General features: G+C 32.1%; 13 protein-coding genes. 4 read left to right on the forward strand and 9 right to left on the reverse strand.

What is annotated here, in order from left to right:
* The coding region (locus EPK97_RS21095; protein ID WP_162038588.1) for a hypothetical protein at window positions 1-748 on the reverse strand (748 nt) is incomplete at its 3' end.
* A gap of 323 nt (window positions 749-1,071) precedes the next feature.
* Between EPK97_RS21095 and EPK97_RS21100 the strand changes: the two genes are divergently transcribed.
* The 3 genes from EPK97_RS21100 to EPK97_RS21110 are packed head-to-tail and all read left to right on the forward strand — an operon-like array spanning window position 1,072 to window position 1,927.
* Entirely contained in the window at window positions 1,072-1,419 is a 348-nt protein-coding gene (locus EPK97_RS21100) for a YolD-like family protein (protein WP_162038589.1), read from the forward strand.
* A 4-nt stretch (window positions 1,420-1,423) separates the two neighbouring features.
* Complete coding sequence (locus EPK97_RS21105; protein ID WP_162038590.1) at window positions 1,424-1,669, forward strand: DUF1871 family protein; 246 nt, start codon at window positions 1,424-1,426, stop codon at window positions 1,667-1,669.
* 15 nt (window positions 1,670-1,684) lie between these two features.
* A complete protein-coding gene (locus tag EPK97_RS21110) occupies window positions 1,685-1,927 on the forward strand; it encodes a hypothetical protein (protein WP_162038591.1) in 243 nt (80 codons plus the stop codon).
* Between the two features lie 221 nt (window positions 1,928-2,148).
* Here the strand turns inward: EPK97_RS21110 and EPK97_RS21115 are convergent, their stop codons facing one another.
* The 5 genes from EPK97_RS21115 to EPK97_RS21135 all read right to left on the reverse strand — a co-directional run bounded on the left by EPK97_RS21115 (window position 2,149) and on the right by EPK97_RS21135 (window position 6,938).
* Window positions 2,149-3,066 (reverse strand): thermonuclease family protein, encoded by a 918-nt coding sequence (locus EPK97_RS21115; protein ID WP_162038592.1) that lies wholly within the window; start codon window positions 3,064-3,066, stop codon window positions 2,149-2,151.
* Window positions 3,067-3,075: 9 nt separating this feature from the next.
* On the reverse strand, window positions 3,076-3,450 hold the full coding sequence (locus EPK97_RS21120; RefSeq protein WP_162038593.1) for a hypothetical protein: 375 nt from the start codon (window positions 3,448-3,450) through the stop codon (window positions 3,076-3,078).
* Complete coding sequence (locus EPK97_RS21125) at window positions 3,443-4,195, reverse strand: restriction endonuclease (RefSeq protein WP_162038594.1); 753 nt, start codon at window positions 4,193-4,195, stop codon at window positions 3,443-3,445. Before EPK97_RS21125 ends, EPK97_RS21120 begins: the two co-directional genes overlap by 8 nt.
* 142 nt (window positions 4,196-4,337) lie before the next feature.
* Window positions 4,338-5,696 (reverse strand): MrcB family domain-containing protein, encoded by a 1,359-nt coding sequence (locus tag EPK97_RS21130; RefSeq protein WP_240903910.1) that lies wholly within the window; start codon window positions 5,694-5,696, stop codon window positions 4,338-4,340.
* Window positions 5,697-5,933: 237 nt separating this feature from the next.
* Window positions 5,934-6,938, reverse strand: a complete 1,005-nt coding sequence (locus EPK97_RS21135; RefSeq protein WP_162038596.1) for a helix-turn-helix domain-containing protein — start codon at window positions 6,936-6,938, stop codon at window positions 5,934-5,936.
* 407 nt (window positions 6,939-7,345) lie between these two features.
* Here EPK97_RS21135 and EPK97_RS21140 point away from each other — a divergent pair, with 407 nt between their 5' ends.
* Window positions 7,346-8,518, forward strand: coding sequence for a tyrosine-type recombinase/integrase (locus EPK97_RS21140; RefSeq protein ID WP_162038597.1), 1,173 nt, complete (start codon window positions 7,346-7,348; stop codon window positions 8,516-8,518).
* Between the two features lie 277 nt (window positions 8,519-8,795).
* Here EPK97_RS21140 and EPK97_RS21145 read toward each other — a convergent pair whose 3' ends face one another.
* The 3 genes from EPK97_RS21145 to EPK97_RS21155 are packed head-to-tail and all read right to left on the reverse strand — an operon-like array spanning window position 8,796 to window position 19,059.
* The gene (locus EPK97_RS21145) at window positions 8,796-9,398 is read right to left on the reverse strand and encodes a hypothetical protein (protein WP_162038598.1); all 603 of its coding nucleotides are present in this window, start codon (window positions 9,396-9,398) and stop codon (window positions 8,796-8,798) included.
* A 10-nt stretch (window positions 9,399-9,408) separates the two neighbouring features.
* Window positions 9,409-14,202, reverse strand: a complete 4,794-nt coding sequence (locus EPK97_RS21150) for an RHS repeat-associated core domain-containing protein (protein WP_162038599.1) — start codon at window positions 14,200-14,202, stop codon at window positions 9,409-9,411.
* A 12-nt stretch (window positions 14,203-14,214) separates the two neighbouring features.
* The gene (locus EPK97_RS21155) at window positions 14,215-19,059 is read right to left on the reverse strand and encodes a S8 family serine peptidase (RefSeq protein ID WP_162038600.1); all 4,845 of its coding nucleotides are present in this window, start codon (window positions 19,057-19,059) and stop codon (window positions 14,215-14,217) included.
* Window positions 19,060-19,136: the final 77 nt, after the last annotated feature.

Genomic DNA, 19,136 nt, shown 5'->3' on the forward strand with positions numbered 1-19,136 from the left:
TCTTATACCAGTTGTAAGTTTGATTCGCATCCAACTCTGTCTTATACCATGTATAGCGTGTTTCCGTTATTGTTCCTTCAAAACCATTACTTAAATCAATCGGGATCGCTGTCTGTTTTGTTATCCCTGCCTCGGCAGACTTTAAACTCCAACTTGCTCCACTTGATCCTTCAATTTTTAAATAATAAGTCCCTATGTTAATTGGCGTAAAATCAAATGACGTGTTACTAGAATAGTCAGATCTATATTCATACTCTGTACTATTATCTGGATAAAAAGATAAGTAGTTTCCACCTACTTTATGTAAACTATAGGTTTGATTTGTATCCAATTCTGTAATATACCAAGTATAGCCAGCATCCGTTATCGTTCCATCGAAACCTTCATTTATATCTATTAGAATTGCCTTCTCTTTACTTGTACCGTCTGGTTCTTCTTCAGTAACTGGTTCTTCTTCAATTACAGGTTCATCTTGGATCAGTTCTCCATCTACTGATGTTTCTTCAGTTGCAGATTCTTCTACAGTTGTAGGCTCCTCTTCTATAACTGAAGGGTCTGCTGGTGTTTCTTCAGTTACTGGAGTCTCCTCAAGTTGTGCTTCTTCAATCACTGGAGTTCCCTCAGAAACTTGTGGCACTTCACTTTGAAGTGGTAAAAATTCCTCACTAGCATAAGTTGGAATAATCGAACTACTTAAAAAAATGAAAATAAAAATGATTAGTAGACTGTTGTTAAAAATATTTTTCACCTGATTTACCCCTTTTCTACCATTTAAATTGTAGTGCATTTACGGACGTCAAAACCCTCGACCTACAAACTTGCCGAGGGAGTTAACTTATTTATTCTATACTTAAAATACTATTGGAATATACTGGGGTTGTCTAGAAGTCATTTAGTACTATTTGTAATCTGGAAAGGAAATTTTCCTTAGATCATTAGACTCATAGAAATACAAATAATGGGTTAATATGTTTTTATTTGAATTATTTCTTGGAATAATAAGATTGATCTTGTATATTAACCTGTGCTTCTTATATAATAGGAACAAACGTTCCGTTAGGGGTGAATGAAATGAAACAACATGAAAATAAATTAACACCTGGATCAAATATGATGTGGGAAGCAAGTCGTATAATCCTACCTGAACATAAAGAACTTATGAATCATTATCAAAAAGAACGAAATAGAAAGACTAAACCAGAACTTGCAGAGGAAGAGGTCAATATCATATCTCAGAAATTATCTGAATCAATGTTGAATGAGTCTGAAATCATAGTTGAATTGTTTCGTGACTTTGGTGAAAATGCATATAAAACTGGATTCATCACTAAATTTGATACCCGATTAAAACAAGTAAGATTAGAGGATGAGGATGATTACGAGTGGGTCAAGTTTAGTGACATTTTAAGTGTGAGGTGAATGTATGAATACAAAAACTAAGTTAACTAAAGTTATAAACGATTGGGATCCTGCTAATCTTTTTCCAGGTGCTCCTGATGACGAATATGAACGCGAAATCTTATCAATTATGGAAATTTTAGATAGCGTGAATACTCCTACAAATCTCGCAAAAGAGTTACAACATATATTTAACAAGGCTTTTTCATGGAATTCTAGTGAAGTTCATTTCACTATTATTGCTAATAAAATTTGGTCAGAAATTAAGTAGTGAGAAGGTGATTCCGTGCTTACCGACCTTGAACTAAAGGTATTACGTATTCTGTATAACTTCACGCATTCAAAACTTAGAATGCCAACAATACCAGAACTTGAAATTAAAACAGGTAAAGAAGAGAAAATAGTCCGCTCAGTTTTGAACGGACTTGTAAAGGGGCGTTATATTGAATGTCCTGATGGTGACACAAAGAATATAAAGATTATATCTACTAGGGACTATGACTCGCCCTTTAAAAAATACCTAGGTTAATTCTGATAAAATTCATCATTGATATATTAGTACGCCATAAGTTAAAATAACTATATACTACATTTCCATGATTTTTTAAACCAAACCATCCTATCGATGAACTGCACCATCGGGATGGTTTTTCATCTATGATCTGATTACTAATTACCTACCCTCTCTTTTTCTAATTGTACTTAATCAAGATGGGGTGAAAATTTTTAACCCCCCATATGTATATATATTTAATTTATTTTTCCTTCTATATCAACTATGACATTATCTGCATTAATCAATTGAGCTGGATCCCCGTTGTTATTCCAAATATTTTGCTCTGTCCAATATAGATCAACGGACCATATACCTCTAGAAAAGTCTCCTGACCAAATAGTGATAGCTTCTCCGGCTTTAATGGTATACGAGTCAGGGAAATCAAAACGTTGATCTCCTTGAACACTTAACACACTCCATCCAGTCATATCCATGTCTGTGATATCATTATTCATAATTGTTATATACTCTTCCTCTAAATTTAGTTCTGTAATTTGAATAGGTGAATTGTTTTCCGTTGTTACTGGATCTATGCTTTCGTTTTCTGTAACTTCATTAAAGGTTACATCACCATCTAGCCAAGCTACCTTTACATAATCCTCTATAGACCATATCCCTATGCCTTCTTGCCTCGCTTCCTCTTGAGTCTCTTGAAACTGATCCACATATTTTACGTTAGGTGGATAAATGTAAGCCACTCTAGCGAGTCCTTTTTCTAAGAGCATTTCATTAAACATTCTCCCATCTACCCATAGATATGCTAGTAATCTATCGTATTTATCACGTTTAGAAACATCAATTTCAACTTGAACCTTTTTACCTTTTGGGAACGTGTCTTTTGCAAATTGTGAAGCTTCAGGTCCAAAAGGTTGGATAGGTTTGTTTGGATGAACAGTTTCTGGAGTGTCTACAAGTAGTAATCGAATCGTTTCTTCTTTACCTTCAAGCTTTACTTTTATGGTATCACCGTCAACTACGTTAGTTATTGTTGCATTAATTAACTGCTGCTGAATTTCAATATCATTTGTGTTTTCATTCTGTTGATTTTCTAAAGTGTATGTATTAGAACAACCAACAAGAAATATAAGTAATAAAATATATAAAATTCTCATGATGTTTTTTTACTCCTCTATTATAGTAAAATCATACGGATATATTTCTATAGCTTTCTTGTTTTCAAACAACGAAAAGAAATCTTGTCGAACGAGTTGGTTTAATGTTGAAATATAGTACGCTGAAATAAGATCTTGATGTTCATCCAATAACAGATAACTAGGGTAATGTAGTCCACTTGGATGTGTGATTACTCCCTTAGAAATATTTAATTCTTCTGACACATAAATCTCAAAATCTTCATTTCTTTCGTGTTCTTGAATGTATTTCTTCGCATCTGAATTCATTTCAAATACTATGATTTTATTTTCCAATGATATACCAGCTTGTTTTAAATCATTCTTTTTTTTATATTCTAATAGTGAAGATATTTTTTTACCCATTTTGTATTAGCTCCCTTTTGTTATAAATGGATACTATATTTCTACACTTAGGAAAGGTGCTGCAACCATAAAATTCTCCTTTAGGACCCTTTCTAATAACCATATTATGACCACATTTATTACATCTCTTATCTCCACGTTGCACCTGTTCCAATATTTCGGCAGGCTTTGGAATTGCATCTGGATTCATCTTCAAAATCATATCGATTAACTCTTGTCGTGTGAATAGACGTACTTGATTAGCTTTAGCTAGATTCATTGCTGCTTTTGTATAGAATCGATTTGAAATTACCCAGGCTTCAGTTGCTTGGTAATAATTCATTGAACTATGAACTTGTTGAATTGCTTCAATACCAATGTTTTTTGAGTATCTCTTAGCTTGTACTACAATTTTCCTATTATCTTTTTTTAAAACAAGATCAGCTCCGTAATCTCCTGAAGCACTTGTTACCTGCACAGAATATCCTTGCGATTTAAATAGGTGAGATAAATAATGTTCAAATTGATGGCCATCCATTTTGTCTATATCACTAATTCCAGATCTTTTTAAACTATCAACCTTTTGTTTATGCTTAACTACTAATATGAATATAATAATGACTACTGCAATTAGTGCTATAATTATTGAAGCTATCATTGATTTAGTGAAGTAGAAGGTTCCAAAAAATGAACTTACTGCTACAAATCCAAACAATGATTGTATTAATTCCTCTTGTTGTTTTGCTTTACTTTTTCTTCTGGCCATTTTTTCTCCTCTCTATAATTAGCTCTGTATTATAGTAGTCTGCTTAACTTAATTTTCTGTCCAGTTTAAGTGTATCCTACTATCTTTTTTTCGCACTCAACTCAATCCCATGACTTTAATCATGTGGAGTTTCAAATTTAGATTAATAAGCTTTTATTAAATCACTAAAGGCTATCTCAATCCCGACTGACTTTAGTCTATCTCGCCTTTCATAATATAATTTTCTAAGCATTTGTTCCTTTACTTCATCTATGCTATGGTGTATAGCTCTATGGCATGTAGGACACAAACTTAGCAAGTTAACAATACGATCCAAGTCATATTCAAAATTAGTTTGTAAATTCATTTGAACCAGATGATGTAACTCCATGAATGGCCTATTCGTTTTTTTCGAGATAAATGTAGTATGATTTTCATCATAAGTACATTTGTAATTTGCTAGATGTAATGCTTCTGCTGCTATATTTGCTTTTCGTGGCCATCGTTCTTTTTTCCTTTTATCAATCGTTGGATTAGGTCGTTTTCTCGGACCTTTCTCTTCTTCAAACACTTTTTTTTCCTTAGAAAGCTCATTTACTCTCTCTTGATACTCCATTTCCTGCTTACTATCATCCAAATATTGTCCATCATCTTGTAGAAGCAAATAATCATTAAACTGACTAATTGAACGATTTCCTATTAAATTTTCAATTTCATTGTATGCCATTAATAGTGATGTTAAATCACTAATAATTTCTTCAGAACTAGAAAAAGATTCTAAATCATAGTATCGTCCATAAATATGTCCGTTTTCATATCCTCTCCCTAAGTCTCCTTTACTCTTCAAATCAATTTTAGTTTCCATTAGATGACTAGGCGTTGTATTTAATTGACTTCGGATTAAAGAAGCAGTTTTACGAATTTTCTCTCGACCTAGTCTGGAACCATACTTTTCTTTAAAATATGTATAACCTTGATTTAAGCTTACATAGAACCCACTCATATCAGATTTAAACAAATACACAATATAGTAACCTTTAGTTGCTGTTGTAGTGATTGACTTTAAGAATACTGAAATCCAAGGAACTTCAGCCCACTGACCTTGCCCTACAGACCCAACTACAAAATACTTTTTATGTAATCCAGCTTCATTAATTAACGTATTAGTGGTTATATTACGTATGTAATTTCCAATTAAATGACCCTTAAAGCTTTGAAGTTTAGCATCTAAATAATTATTAAGGATATATTTTAAATTTTCACCTATTTGTGTATCTACTAGCTGATTGCTTTCAGGTTCTTCTATACCCTCTCTATTTATTAATTGATTTAGATTTACTGTTATACCAAAATAATCTTTTATTTTGACCAAAAAATCCATGTCGATTTTCTGATCCCCACTCTCTATTCTAGATAAACCTGTAAAAGAAACATTTAATTCATGGGATAGTTGTTGCAGACTCAACCCTTTAGACTCTCTCAAAGACCTAATATTTTCACCAATAAACTTATTATAATTCAAAGTAACCCACCCCTTTATTTTACTTATATTGGTCCACAGTTTATTTTCCATTCCAAAAATAATGGTATGAAAATAGACATGAGAGAATACCGTTGAATATTAAATATAAAATGCTTATATATAATCGTTTCATTAATTAATAAATAACTTAAAACTACAGCTTGATGAATCCGAAGTTGATTCACACAATTAAATTGGAGTGTTGCCAGAAAACTATAAAACTCCTATTTTACTTACTCATTGACTTTTTGTTAATTTCTCTCTTCTTACTACTGCTTCTTCTAAGCTTTTAATTACAAACTCTTCTATAGTTAAATTTTCTTTTTTTGCAAATTTCTTCACAACTTCTTTTAACTTAACTGGTCCATAAGCAAGAAATGAGGTTAGTTTACTGTTTAATACTATTCCATTTGGTCTATTAACAACTTCTCCATCAAAGATATTACAATTTATTAATTCTATTTCTTCTACATTTTCTCTTTGAATTAGTGGTAAAAGAACTGGCTTCACTTCAATGTTAATTTCATGTTCAGTTGAGTCTAATTTGATATTATTGGTTCCTGATTCTTTAATTATAATATCAATAACATCATATATCTTAGATTGAATCCGATCTGGTTTTGGAAATTTGAGTAATATAAATCCTTTTTTATTGTTTTTAACCTTTTCTAACTTAATTTGGGGTTCGAAACCTTGATTTTTTAATTCAGTGATTGCTATAGATTTTTCAAAAGTAGTCAATGCAAAACCATCCGGACCATCCATTTTCAATATTCGAGCCTTTTCCCCAGTAGTTTTATTTATAAATGGCTGGAATAAATAATATCCTCGTTTCTTATTTATAAATCGTATTCCTTTTTTATGGTTCTTAAACACATTAACAATTGACTCTAAGTCATTCTCTTTGAAAAAGTAAATGTCTTTATTTCTATATTTAAGCATTTCAGCTGATATTTCATTAGATCTAATTTTTGTGTTTAGAGTCGCTTCAGATACAAAGATGTTTTTTTGCTTAAGATATTCAAGTATATCTGTTGTTGTTAGGCCTGGTTTTTCAATCTCTTTTTTGAATTTTTCCACTTCAGTCCTGTTAAATAAATAGGTTCCATCAATCTTCCAAGTATTGTAATTCCATGGAACAAGTCTCTTTTTTCGAACATATCCGTGGATAGTTTGCATTTGCAAACCTAGATATTTAGCCACTTCTTTTGTTGTCATGTCTTGTTGACTTTCATTCTCCATACAAATTCATCCTTATCAAATCACAAATTTTTTTTGAAACTGATCTCCATTATCATCTCTAAAACCACAAGTAAGTTTTTATTTCAATTATCCAATTTCTGTATGTATACATTCTATTATATGTTTCCTTTTAGTGCAATGATTAATAATCATATAATTTGTTTTTATATATTTAAATTAAAAAACTATAATACAATATGTTATTATTAAATAGTTTAATAAAGATGTTTAATATTAATCATCCATTAATAAAATTATAATTTAAATATTTAATATGCCTAAAAATGGACTATTTTTATGCATTATACTATTTAGTATCTATAATTACTTATATAATAATATACCTCGATTATGGTATAGTTAATATATGGATGTAAACTATTTCTTAATTAGATAGGTGATATTGAATGAGTACTCAAAATCAAAATATCTCTAACCTTTTTTCAAACAACAAAAATAATCAACAACTAACACCAATACAAAAAATGAACCAATTGAAAGAAATTCTATTTAATTCTTCTTTTGTAACTGATCTACAGATACGAATGGACGATAATGAGAAATATCAAAGAAATGCTTTCGAGGGATTTACGGATGAGATGATGATTTATGCTTTTATACATAAACCTTCACATATTAAAGATGAGTACAACAAAAAAGAGAATACGAAAAAGGAATATATACGGGATCTCAATCAATTCTTTTTCCTACTATATAATAGTAGAGATTTTTTCAAAGAAGATGTTTTGAACTATACGGAGGGATCTTTACTACGCAATTTAGAGAAACGTCATATTCGCAGATACCAGGAGTGGTTGAAAAATAATGCAAAGCTGAAGAATGGAAAAATAGGTTATGGAATGGCTACGATGGCCAGAAAAGTAGTCATCATTAAGAGTTTCTTAAAGTGGTTGTTTGAAGTAGAGTATATTGAACATCCATTACATACAGCCTTTTTAAATAATGAGATTCGAACAAAAGACCGTCCGGTGCGTGATCTGACTTATGAACAAGTCAAAGCATTGATTGATTATTATGAATATCATCCGTTTAATCATGCCATTCTCACTCTACTTGCTACAACAGGGCTTAGAATCGATGAAATAACAAAGAGTTCCTGGTGCGATTTATATTATGATCCTCTACAAAACAACTACTATTTAAAAGTTATTGCAAAAGGTGATAAAGAAAGACATACGTTAATTAAAAAAGCAGTCTTTAAAAGACTTCAAAAATTAAGAATAAGAAAAAGATTATCTTCAGAGTTAGATCCAACTGACCAGACTCCTATCTTTACAACAAATCGTGGAAATGCTTATATTGCTTCTGATTTATCCAGGTATGTGAAAAATGTGATTAAACAGACAAAATTTGAGTTTTTGAAATATAAAGTAAAGGATGTTACTCCCCACTGGTTTCGTCATTACTTTGCTCAAGAAGCTCATGCTAGTGGAGCTCCACTTATATATATTCAAAATACACTTGATCATAAAAAGTCTGAGACGACTGAGATTTATTTAAAAGGCATAATGAAGAAAGAGAATGATGCAGCGCAATATGTTGATGAAAATAAATATTAAGTTAAACAAAAAGACAAGCTAATGTTATTGAAGGAATCCTTCCGTGAGCTAAATTAATACATAATATAATCTCTTCTTTACCATTTTTGATAAGTAGCATTCTGTCAGTTAAGTATGATGTCTCACTTAACTACCTTTAAAACCTACATATTACCAATTCTATATTTTGTGGAATAATTTGAAACATGAAGAAAACCACATGGATATGAAACCATGTGGTTTTCTATTAGACTTTTAGTAAGTTTGATATTAAAAGACTAAGGTAGTATTTTTTTTACTAACCTTCAACTTCAAAATCAATTATTCCACCTGTTTTAGGGTCTATTTTAGATCGGTACGTTTTGTCCTCTTCTAAGCTAGTTAAATTTACAGACCATATTTCTCTACTTATACTACTACCTTTATAATTACTTATAGTACCTATAAAGGCCACATCATAGTTTATTTTCATAGATTCATTTTCAAATAATTCCTTTGTCATTTCAACTGCTTCGTAAGAATCTATAATCCATTTATCAAAAGATATTTCACCAGGATATAATTTACTATCACTTGGAAGTTTTTGAAGTTGAATAATCTTTTGTTCTTCAGTATCAATTAAAACTTCAACTAAGTTGGGTGCTACACTTGATGAATCATCAGCATAAGTTATTCTAACCTCACCTCTATGATTATTATCTAAAAGCATAGAAATTTGTCCAATATGATAGTCTTGAGTTCCCCAGTATTCTTCTACATATGGTTCTATTTCCTCTATTAACTGCTTAGCAGTTTTCATATTATCAGAGAGATCTATATCTAATGTTTGAATAGATTTTTGGCAAGAACCGAGAAAAATTATGCATATTAATGCTAATAAAAAATATAAGATTTTTTTCACTTTTAACCACCTATTCTAATAATATTCTGATGGGATCAAGGTATTGAAATACTCTATGAGAGTATATAACCTGTTCATAAGGATCTACAGCATTATATCTTCCAACAACACGTCTCCAATCATTAAGTTCCATTTCAGCAGGATTTAAATTATATTCTGTTTCAGCATAATAAACTAACGTTACAGCAATTGATTCAATATTAAATTCATCATCAGCATATAGCTTTAGAGTTAACTCCGCATCTGTCAGTTCAGGTACCTGATGTTTATATGCTTCTGTAAAATCTGTATAATACCACGCATTCCTTGCAGTACTAGGAAAAATAGCACCTAAACCAACTGAGTGTGCATTTCCATTATATATAGTGTCTAGTATAACTGCTATATCAGGTGCAGATTTTGTTGCTTGCTCTTTTAGTATAATGGAAGCAATAATTTCTGGTGGTACATCGTATTTTGATCCGATGTTATTTATATGATCTTTATTTTCTTCAATTGCATCAAGTGCAATTTCAGTTTCTATTCGATATGCATTAAACTTAAAATATTGCTCAGATATAATACCTCTTAACTTTTCTCTTGCCTTCTCCTTTGCATCTTTTGTAAATAAATCAACTAACCAGTCAATAGGGTTATGTCCAGTAGGATCAATATATTTTAATGGATTATTGTATACATATGTATACAAATTCAAACTGAGAGGGTTATTAATTTCTCCTTCATATTTATCCTCTGTAATAAACCTTCCATCACTTGGATCATACCAACGTGCACGTAAATATTGTAGGTTTATTGTATCGTCCCAAAATTCTCCAGAATATTGAAAAGGATTATAAACCATTTCAAGAGACAAAACTGGATTACCCCAGATATCATACTCATATCGATTTAATCTCGTATTTCCAGTAATGTCTCTTAATTCTACCACATCCCCATGTCCATTTTGAAGATAATAATATTGATTTTGATATGCATCCTCTGTAGAAATTAATCCATTACCATGAATAAATCTTGCTTTTAATTCCACTTCACTTTCAATAACAGTCGCTTCCGCAATCATAATAGAACCATCATAATAAAATCGTGTGGTTTCCCCATCTTCAACGCGTTCATACAATAAGTTATCCCCGTTATATCTAAATTGAACGGTTTTTCCATCTACTACTGCTTGAATCAATCTATTTTGAGCATCATATGAATATTCAACATTCATATCATCATCATTCGACGTGCTAAAGCGTTCTTCTCTATTTCCACGCTCATCATATTCATAGGTTTCATCAAACTCATCTGAAGCAATAATTCGATTCAGTTCATCATAGTCATATTCATTTAATGATCCATTTCCTATTTTAGATGTAATATTACTGTTATTATCATATCCATATTCATATTGATTAATAGTGGTACCATCTTGTTTTTGATGAGTTAAGGTTTCTAAATTTAATCCATTATACGTATGAATACTTTCTATTCCATTACGTTGTTCTATCTTTTGCAATAACCCATTTGTGTAATACGAATAGCTTGCTTCTGCATTTTCCATTGTTTTCCCGACTGTTTTTAATCGATTATTCTCATCGTAATCATAATATAGATTTAGACCAAACGGATCTGTCATTTGAATTCGATTACCTAATTCATCATAGTAATATTGGATTTTTCGTCCGTCTGGATAAGTCATTTTATTTAAACGTCCATTATAAATATCATAATCATAAGAAGTTGTTCCTGTTCCATCAGTCATGGATAGACGTTTTCCAGAAAAATCATATGTAAATCCAATGATTTCGTCTACACTAGTTTTCTGGGTTAAAAAGTTTCGATTACTATATTCAAATGTGAATATCTCACCAATACGATCTACTCTCTCTATCATATTTCCATTAGCATCGTAGAAGTATCTATCTTCATTATTCTTGGGATCCACTCGTCTAACCAATCGTCCGAGTTCATCATATTGTTTCTGTAATTGATTGGAATCTGCATAGATGATTGTAGTTAGATTCCCCGCCATATCGTATTCATATTGTGTTTGTTCTAACTTAGCATTTATGACCTTAGTTAAACGATTTAATGAGTCATATTCATATTGTGTGTTATTTTCGTTACTATCATAAGATTCAATGACATTTCCTACATTATCATATTGATAGCTTGCTAATACTTTAACTCCACTCGTAAGCTCTTCTTCTTTTATTTTTCTACCCAACACATCAAATGTGGTGTGAAATACATTATTTTCTGGATCGGTATTTGTCACTGTATGTTGAATATCATCATATTGAACAGTTGAACGATATCCATCTGAGTGAATTGTTTCAATATTTCGATCCCAAGCATCATAAATAAATTCAGTTCGATTTCCTAGACCATCTTCTATCCAAATTTGATTCCCTAATTCATCATAACCATATTTTTCTTTAGATTTATATACACCGTGTTCAATGATGCCTATTTCTGTCATCCAACCTAATGGGTTAAATTTTGTAACGGTTTGGATTCCTTCTTCATCTGTTTTCACAATGGCATTGTCTATATCATCAAAGTCTATTTGAACATGGCTTCCATCTGGATGGATCGCTTTTATCACTCTACCCAGTGCATCATATTCATATGAGCTCATGTTTCCATTTCCATCCACATATTGCATTGTTTGTCCAGATGTTAAGTCATATGATGCTTCAGTAGAAATCGTAGATACTATCCCATCGATATCTGTGACGTCCATTGATTTCAAAGTTGGATATGCAAATTGAAATTCTTCACTGTATAGCGTTTGTGAAAGGATATCTTTTTCCCCATTTTTAATCCGTGTTTGAGTCACATTACCATATGAATCATAGTTTTCATAATTTTTTTGTTGCAGCAATTCTCCCATATTATCATTTTCATAGACTTGCATTTGCGTGATGCTACCCTGTTCATTATGTTCAAATACAGTAAAAAGGACTATTTCATTATTGATAGGTTGATAGATGTTTTTTAGTAACTTCGATTCATCTTCATAATTATAGGTCGTTGTTATACCAGATGAATTGGTAGAGCTAATTACATTTCCGTAATCATCATATTCAGTTGATGTGTTTACCATTTCTGATGTTGTGCTATCTACTAAATTTGTCATTTGACTACTTGTTTCAACTGGAAGCCATGATAACTGGCGCTCTTCATCGTAGGTATACGTCGTTGTTTCTTTTAAATCTCCTGCTTCTGTGATCACTTCTGTGTTGTAATAATCCGCAGGTGTGTTGGAATCAATGTAATCTTTCTTATAATGAAAAGTCGTTGATTTTAGACCAGTACTCAACGTGGTTGAGAATATGATATCTTGATCATACGAACTGCTAAGGTCCCCATCATAAGAGAAGTTTTGAATATTTTTACTTTCTTGTGTTCCATTCTCATAAAATATGGCTTCCTCTCTTGAACTCACTCGATAAGCTTCATTTACGGAACTATTAGAAAGATATCTCTTTACAAGACTACCATACTTATAAATGCTTTTAGATCCTGTTGGATGTGTCACTCCCGTGAGTAGAGCATACGGATTGCTTTTTGAAGGTGTTGTACTTGTTAAGCTATATTCTGCAGACTTTAAATCGTAATCATAAGTCGTTACTCTACCTAATGGATCGATGACTTGGCTTAAGAGTGTTACACTACCCTCATTTATTTTTTTATATGTTACTGTTTTTTCTCCATATTGGATCACCACTTGTGATGATGTATTGGTTATAGTAATCGTATTGCCAATCGCATCGGTAATTGTGCTCAGTACAGAATCGTTATACGTAAAATCAATGATGTTTAAATACGCATCTTGAATTTGAATCAGTTTACCACTACTATCAAAATATTGTTTTATACCAGAGATGGATTTCAGTACATAACGAGATGTAACTCCATCTACAGTGACAGAACTATCTGATTCAATTGTAAGATCACCAAATGGATACCCTTTTAACTGATACCCTGAAGAACTACTCCCAGTAATTTCATAACTTCCTCCACCTGCTAGTTTTAGATATTTTTTGTTATTAATCTCTTCAATGTAGGATAAATCCCAACTCCATCCCTTACCAATCGGAAATATTTCATCTTCATACGTACCCTGACCTGTTGAGGTAGATAGTTTATAAAACTGGGATGAACCACTGTTATATGTTCTAGATAGAGCGAAAGATAATCCATTTCTGCCAGGTAAAATGAAGTCTGTTTCTTGGATGGATAAACTACCAGATAAGGTAGATACCGTTTCATGTTTTAAATTAATAGAATAAGGAGCTTCATTCGTTTGTAAATTGACATTATTTAAGGTTTCTTCATCAGGTTCAACAGGAACGTCTTCTGCTAGAATAGAAACCTCATTTTTCTTTTTATCATCCTTATCTTTTTTATCTTCTTTGTTCTTTTTATCTTTCTCATCTTCTTGAATAGGAAGCTCATTACGAATGATACTTTGAGCATTTTTAGATGGGTTAATAAACTTAGGTTTCAGCTTTTTCATGCTCTGAAGATATGTTTTATCGTTTTTCTCTTGATATTTTAACGCTTCTTCAATGTCCTTTAGTGTATATCCTTTATTTAACTCACTTTGAATAAACTCTTGAGTCACATCAAAACGTTTTTCAAGATTCTTTTTATCCTCTTTTGCCGACTTTAAAGGCTTTTTCACCTCAATCGATTTTGCCTTATCATTCTTTGCATAAACGGTTGGAGATAAAGCTTGTATATTAAAACTAGTAACCAATAAAGTTAATATTAACGTTATAATAATAGATTTGAATAATTTCTTTTTCATCTAATTTCACCCCTAGTTTTGAATAGTAGTCTGTTTATTTGTTAGGTTTCCATTTTCATCATATTGGTACTGTGTTTCGATGTTTAACTCTAAAGGACTTACTGTAAAGGAATATGGTTCCTCTGAAAAACTACCATCTGCACTAAAAACTTTTATATAGTAAGTTTGTCCACTTTCTACTAAATAATAAAGTTCACTAGCTAATATTCCATTCAGTAAATTCATATTTATATCATAAACATACAGATTATATTTAGCATTTTCAGGTGATTGAAATGAAATAGTATCCACACCAGTTCCACTTGGAATGTACTTATAGAAATCCGAATCATTTTCTGAACTTATAGTAGAACTAAAAAAGCTATGATAAGCAATCGGATATGCTGTAGTTACATCATCGTTGGGTTCATAAGAAATAGGTAATAGAAGATCGTTGACATAACTCCATCCAGACCAATCTGTTCCATCATATACTTGAATCCCGAAATCCCATTCTCCCCCTGCCAATTGTGGAGTAGTGTGAGTTGTAAGGGGTGAAGATATCGTTTCAGAAAAATAGACCCATGTTTCCCAGTTATCTTGTGAACCGATTACTTGATATGCTAATTGTGTTTCCGTATCTATATCGCTATAATCCCATTGAAAAGTAATTATATTTTCTGTTAATTGTTGTCCATCACTATGAGAAGTAATGTTTAATGTAGGTAAATTATTTAATATTACATGTACACTATTAGAATTTGGACTTTCTCCAATATTACTTATTGATGTTACAACGTAATAATAACTGTTACCATTTACAACTGTTGTATCACTAAAATAAGGACTCAGTATATTATCAGCTATGGCTTCATAAGGTCCTTCTAGTGTAGATGATCGTTTAACATTATAACTCTCTGCGGTTTCTACAATATCCCATGTAAGGTCAACTTTTGAGTCACTAGCCAATGCCTGTAGATTCATAGGCTGGTTAATACCATAATGTTTTTCAATGATATAATCGGCTAAGTTTCTCATAACAGCATCCATATCTGAATTATCTATATACGTTCCAATTCCGTTATTATAATCTATTAATGATTGAATACTAGATTTATTCCCTTCATTTCCTATACCAATAAAATCGAAGTTTGCTGAATCCATTCCTTCCATCATAAAAGATGTATTCACATTATTATTTAGAATTAATCCATAGAAACTTCCTTCGACATTATTTAGATTCATTTCGTAATCAAGATACTTTAAATCTGGAGCACCTTTATAAATTGCATCATCGTCTTGCATACGGACACCCGTCGCCTCATTATACAGATTTGTTTTATTATTACACTCTTCAGCCTCTGAAAATACTATAGTTTCACAGCGTTTACCATCAATATAAGGACTGATACTTTCTACTGTTAAATCATCCTCTATATTTACATATGATATAACTTGGTCTACACTACCTCCACCGCTAGCAGCTATTTTTTTAGTATATCTAGCTTCGTTATTATTGCTATCTTGGGTATGTACTCTTACATTAAGACCATTTATCCTATAATAAGGCATCATATATTCAAGATGAGAACCTTCTTTATAATAAGAAACAAAAGGTTGATAGATTAAATTCCCTTCCGGAATTAATGTAAAACTAGCTCTACCACTAATACTTATACTACTTCGTTCACCTCCAATTGTGTAATAATAATTTATATCATCTGTCATCACATCAACTGAAAGGTTGTTTTGGATTGATTCTTTATAACTCATATCTTCTTGATCAAATATATATTCATATATATACTCATCACTTATAAAATTATCAGTTTCTTGATTCGTGAGTTCTCTAGAATCATAAGCTTCTGCTATAAAACCTATAGAATATAATCGTAGTTCATCTGGATTATCGTATACTATCATATCTCCCCATCTACTATACTGAGTTTGTGTGAATTTTATATACTTATTATCAGAACACTTATATCTATCATCTTCTAAGTTATCATTATTTGCATCACAAACTATTTCAGTATATAAGGGAACAATATTACCTTCACTGTCTATTGCATTAACTTCCATTGTTAATTTATTCGTGGATAAATTAAATCCAGTAACTTTTTCTGTCAAATCCATATGATCTAACATAATTGTGTTAATAGCAGGGATCGCCTTAAACCCTATAGAAACTCCATATGTTCCCTGATCTCCACTGGTAGTATAGTAATCATTCGTTACGGTAGTCGATGCACTAACTGGATTTTGCACAAACCCTCCTAAAGTGTCTACTGATAAACCCAATCTTATGTCTCTTTCTTGTAAAAGAGGAATTAATACTTCTTGTGCTTTTTCCAATATGAAATCTTCGCTATATCCTAAAGGTTCTGTCATTAAGATTAAATCAGTATCTATTACTCTGGTAACTTTAGTCCCATCCATAGCTGTAGTAAAAGTGATTGGTTCTGAAATATTGCCAGAGTAATCTTCTAAACCTTGTATGGAAAATTCAATTTCTCCAATTGGATCATCTTTGGTTACTGTGACTGAGGCAACTAGACTATGTCGAGTATATGATATATTGGTAGGTTTCCCCAAGATAGTGATATATGGATCCTTCACAATTCCCTCATTTAATCCAATAGTTAATTCTACCGTACTACCTTCACCTGCTAAGTCCCCTCCATCACTAGAAGAAATAGAAGAGAAAATGATTTCTGGAGCAGTATCAGGCGTATTATCCACCCCGTTTATTGAGGGAGTTTTTATGTCTGTCCAGCCATCAACTCCTAACTGACCATAATTATCACGTCCTACGGCCACTATACTTCCATCACTTTTTAAGCCTACTGTATAATAAATTCCTCCGGTCACTTCTACAATATCTGTCCAACCATCAACTCCTAATTGACCGTAATCATCACGTCCTACGGCCACTACACTTCCATCACTTCTCACACCTAGCGTATGATAATACCCTGTTGACACTTCAATTATATCTGTCCAACCATCAACTCCTAATTGACCGTAATCATCACGTCCTACGGCTACTACACTTCCATCGCTTTTTAAGCCTACCGTATGGAATCCTCTTGCTGACACTTCTACTATATCTGTCCAGCTTTCAATTTCTAATTGACCATCACTATTGTATCCTACTGCTACTACACTCCCATCATTTTTTAAACCTACCGTATGAGAATATCCTGCTGACACTTCTACGATATCTGTCCAGCTCTCAACCTCCAACTGTCCAACATTATTCCATCCAACAGCTACTACACTCCCATCACTTTTTATGCCTAAAGTATTATAAATTCCTGTTGACACCTCAACTATATCTGTCCAACCCTCGATCCCTAACTGACCTGAATTATCATCTCCAACAGCCACTACATTTCCATCCATTTTTAATCCTACTGTATGCTTTTGTCCTGCTGACACTTCCACGATGTTTCTCCAATCACCAACTCCTAATTGGCCAAAATCATTCCGTCCAACAGCTACTACACTACCATCGCTTTTTAAACCTACCGTATGATTCCACCCACTAATGTTGTTGTTTTTCATCTCATTATGAGTTAAAGTAACAGCAGAACTATTCATTTGATTCAAATTTAGTGTTTCTGTTTCTTCTAAATCATTTAATAAGTTTTCTTGTTCTTCTACATCATTCAATGGTTCTTCTTCAATAATTTCATCATCTATCTCATTGGATTCTTGTCTATCTTGGAAATCTTCTTGTATTGTTACTAATCCATGACCATATTCATTGGTATCACCTAAAGATACAGCTGATGTAAATAATTGATTCATAACATCTTCTGAAGTCAGCTTTTTATGATTAGCCCATACTACTGCTGCTACACCTGTTACATGCGGCACAGCCATAGATGTCCCAGACATTTCACCATATGTATCATCATTTAAAGTACTTAAAATAGATGTTCCAGGAGCCACTAAATCTAATTCGGAACCAGTACTAGAGTATTCTGCTCTTTCTAAATTTTCATCTACAGCACCAACTGATATACTTTCTGGGAATCCTGCTGGAAATATTAAGGTTTCTTCTCCTAATCCTAAGTTCCCCCCTGCTGCAATCACTAAAATACCTGCATCCGTAGCCTCCTGAATGGCTTCGTGAAGAGCTTGACTATAAATTTCTCCTCCAAAACTCATAGAGATAATATCCATCTTGTTATCCATGGCCCACTGAATACCTTCAATCACTTGTGCGTATGATCCATTACCTTCATTATCTAAAACTTTTACGGCATAAATATTTGATGCAGGAGCGATCCCTACAACTCCAAACTCATTGTTTAACGCTGCAATCGTTCCAGCTACATGCGTACCATGCCCGTTATCATCTTGATAAGCATCTGTATCTTCAACAAAAGAGATTCCACCTTTAATCTCTAAATCTGGATGTTCAGATATTCCAGTATCCAGGACAGCAATATTTATATTTTTGCCATCATCACCATTTTCAAGAGCAGTTTCAGCCCCAATGGATACTAATCCCCATGGCATAATTTGTTCACTATTATTAAGTTCTTTTTTGTTTACTTTATTGATTAATGTCATTTGGACTACCGCATTTTCTTCCACAAATAAAACTTCATCATCAAATACAATTTCTGCATATTCGGTTAAATTTAAGTCTGTGACAATTAAATTATTTTTCTTCGTTTTTATTTTCTTAATTTTCTTATCTTTTAACTTCTTCTCAATAAAATCTTCCTCTACAACGTCTTCATTTAATCCAACAATGTACGAGTGTGTAATTTCCTTTTGATTATTCTCGTTTGCAAATGTTAGAGAAGATGGAAATACTAATAAAAATATGCACAATATAACTACTGCTTTTTTTATAATCAAAATGATTCCTCCCAAAATTGATGTTTTTTTACTAATTCCTATCTGTAAGCTGATTAAATATACTCCTCTCTATTTAA

The sequence above is a fragment of the Chengkuizengella sediminis genome (assembly GCF_010078385.1).
Classification (GTDB): Bacteria; Bacillota; Bacilli; order Paenibacillales; family KCTC-33759; genus Chengkuizengella; species Chengkuizengella sediminis.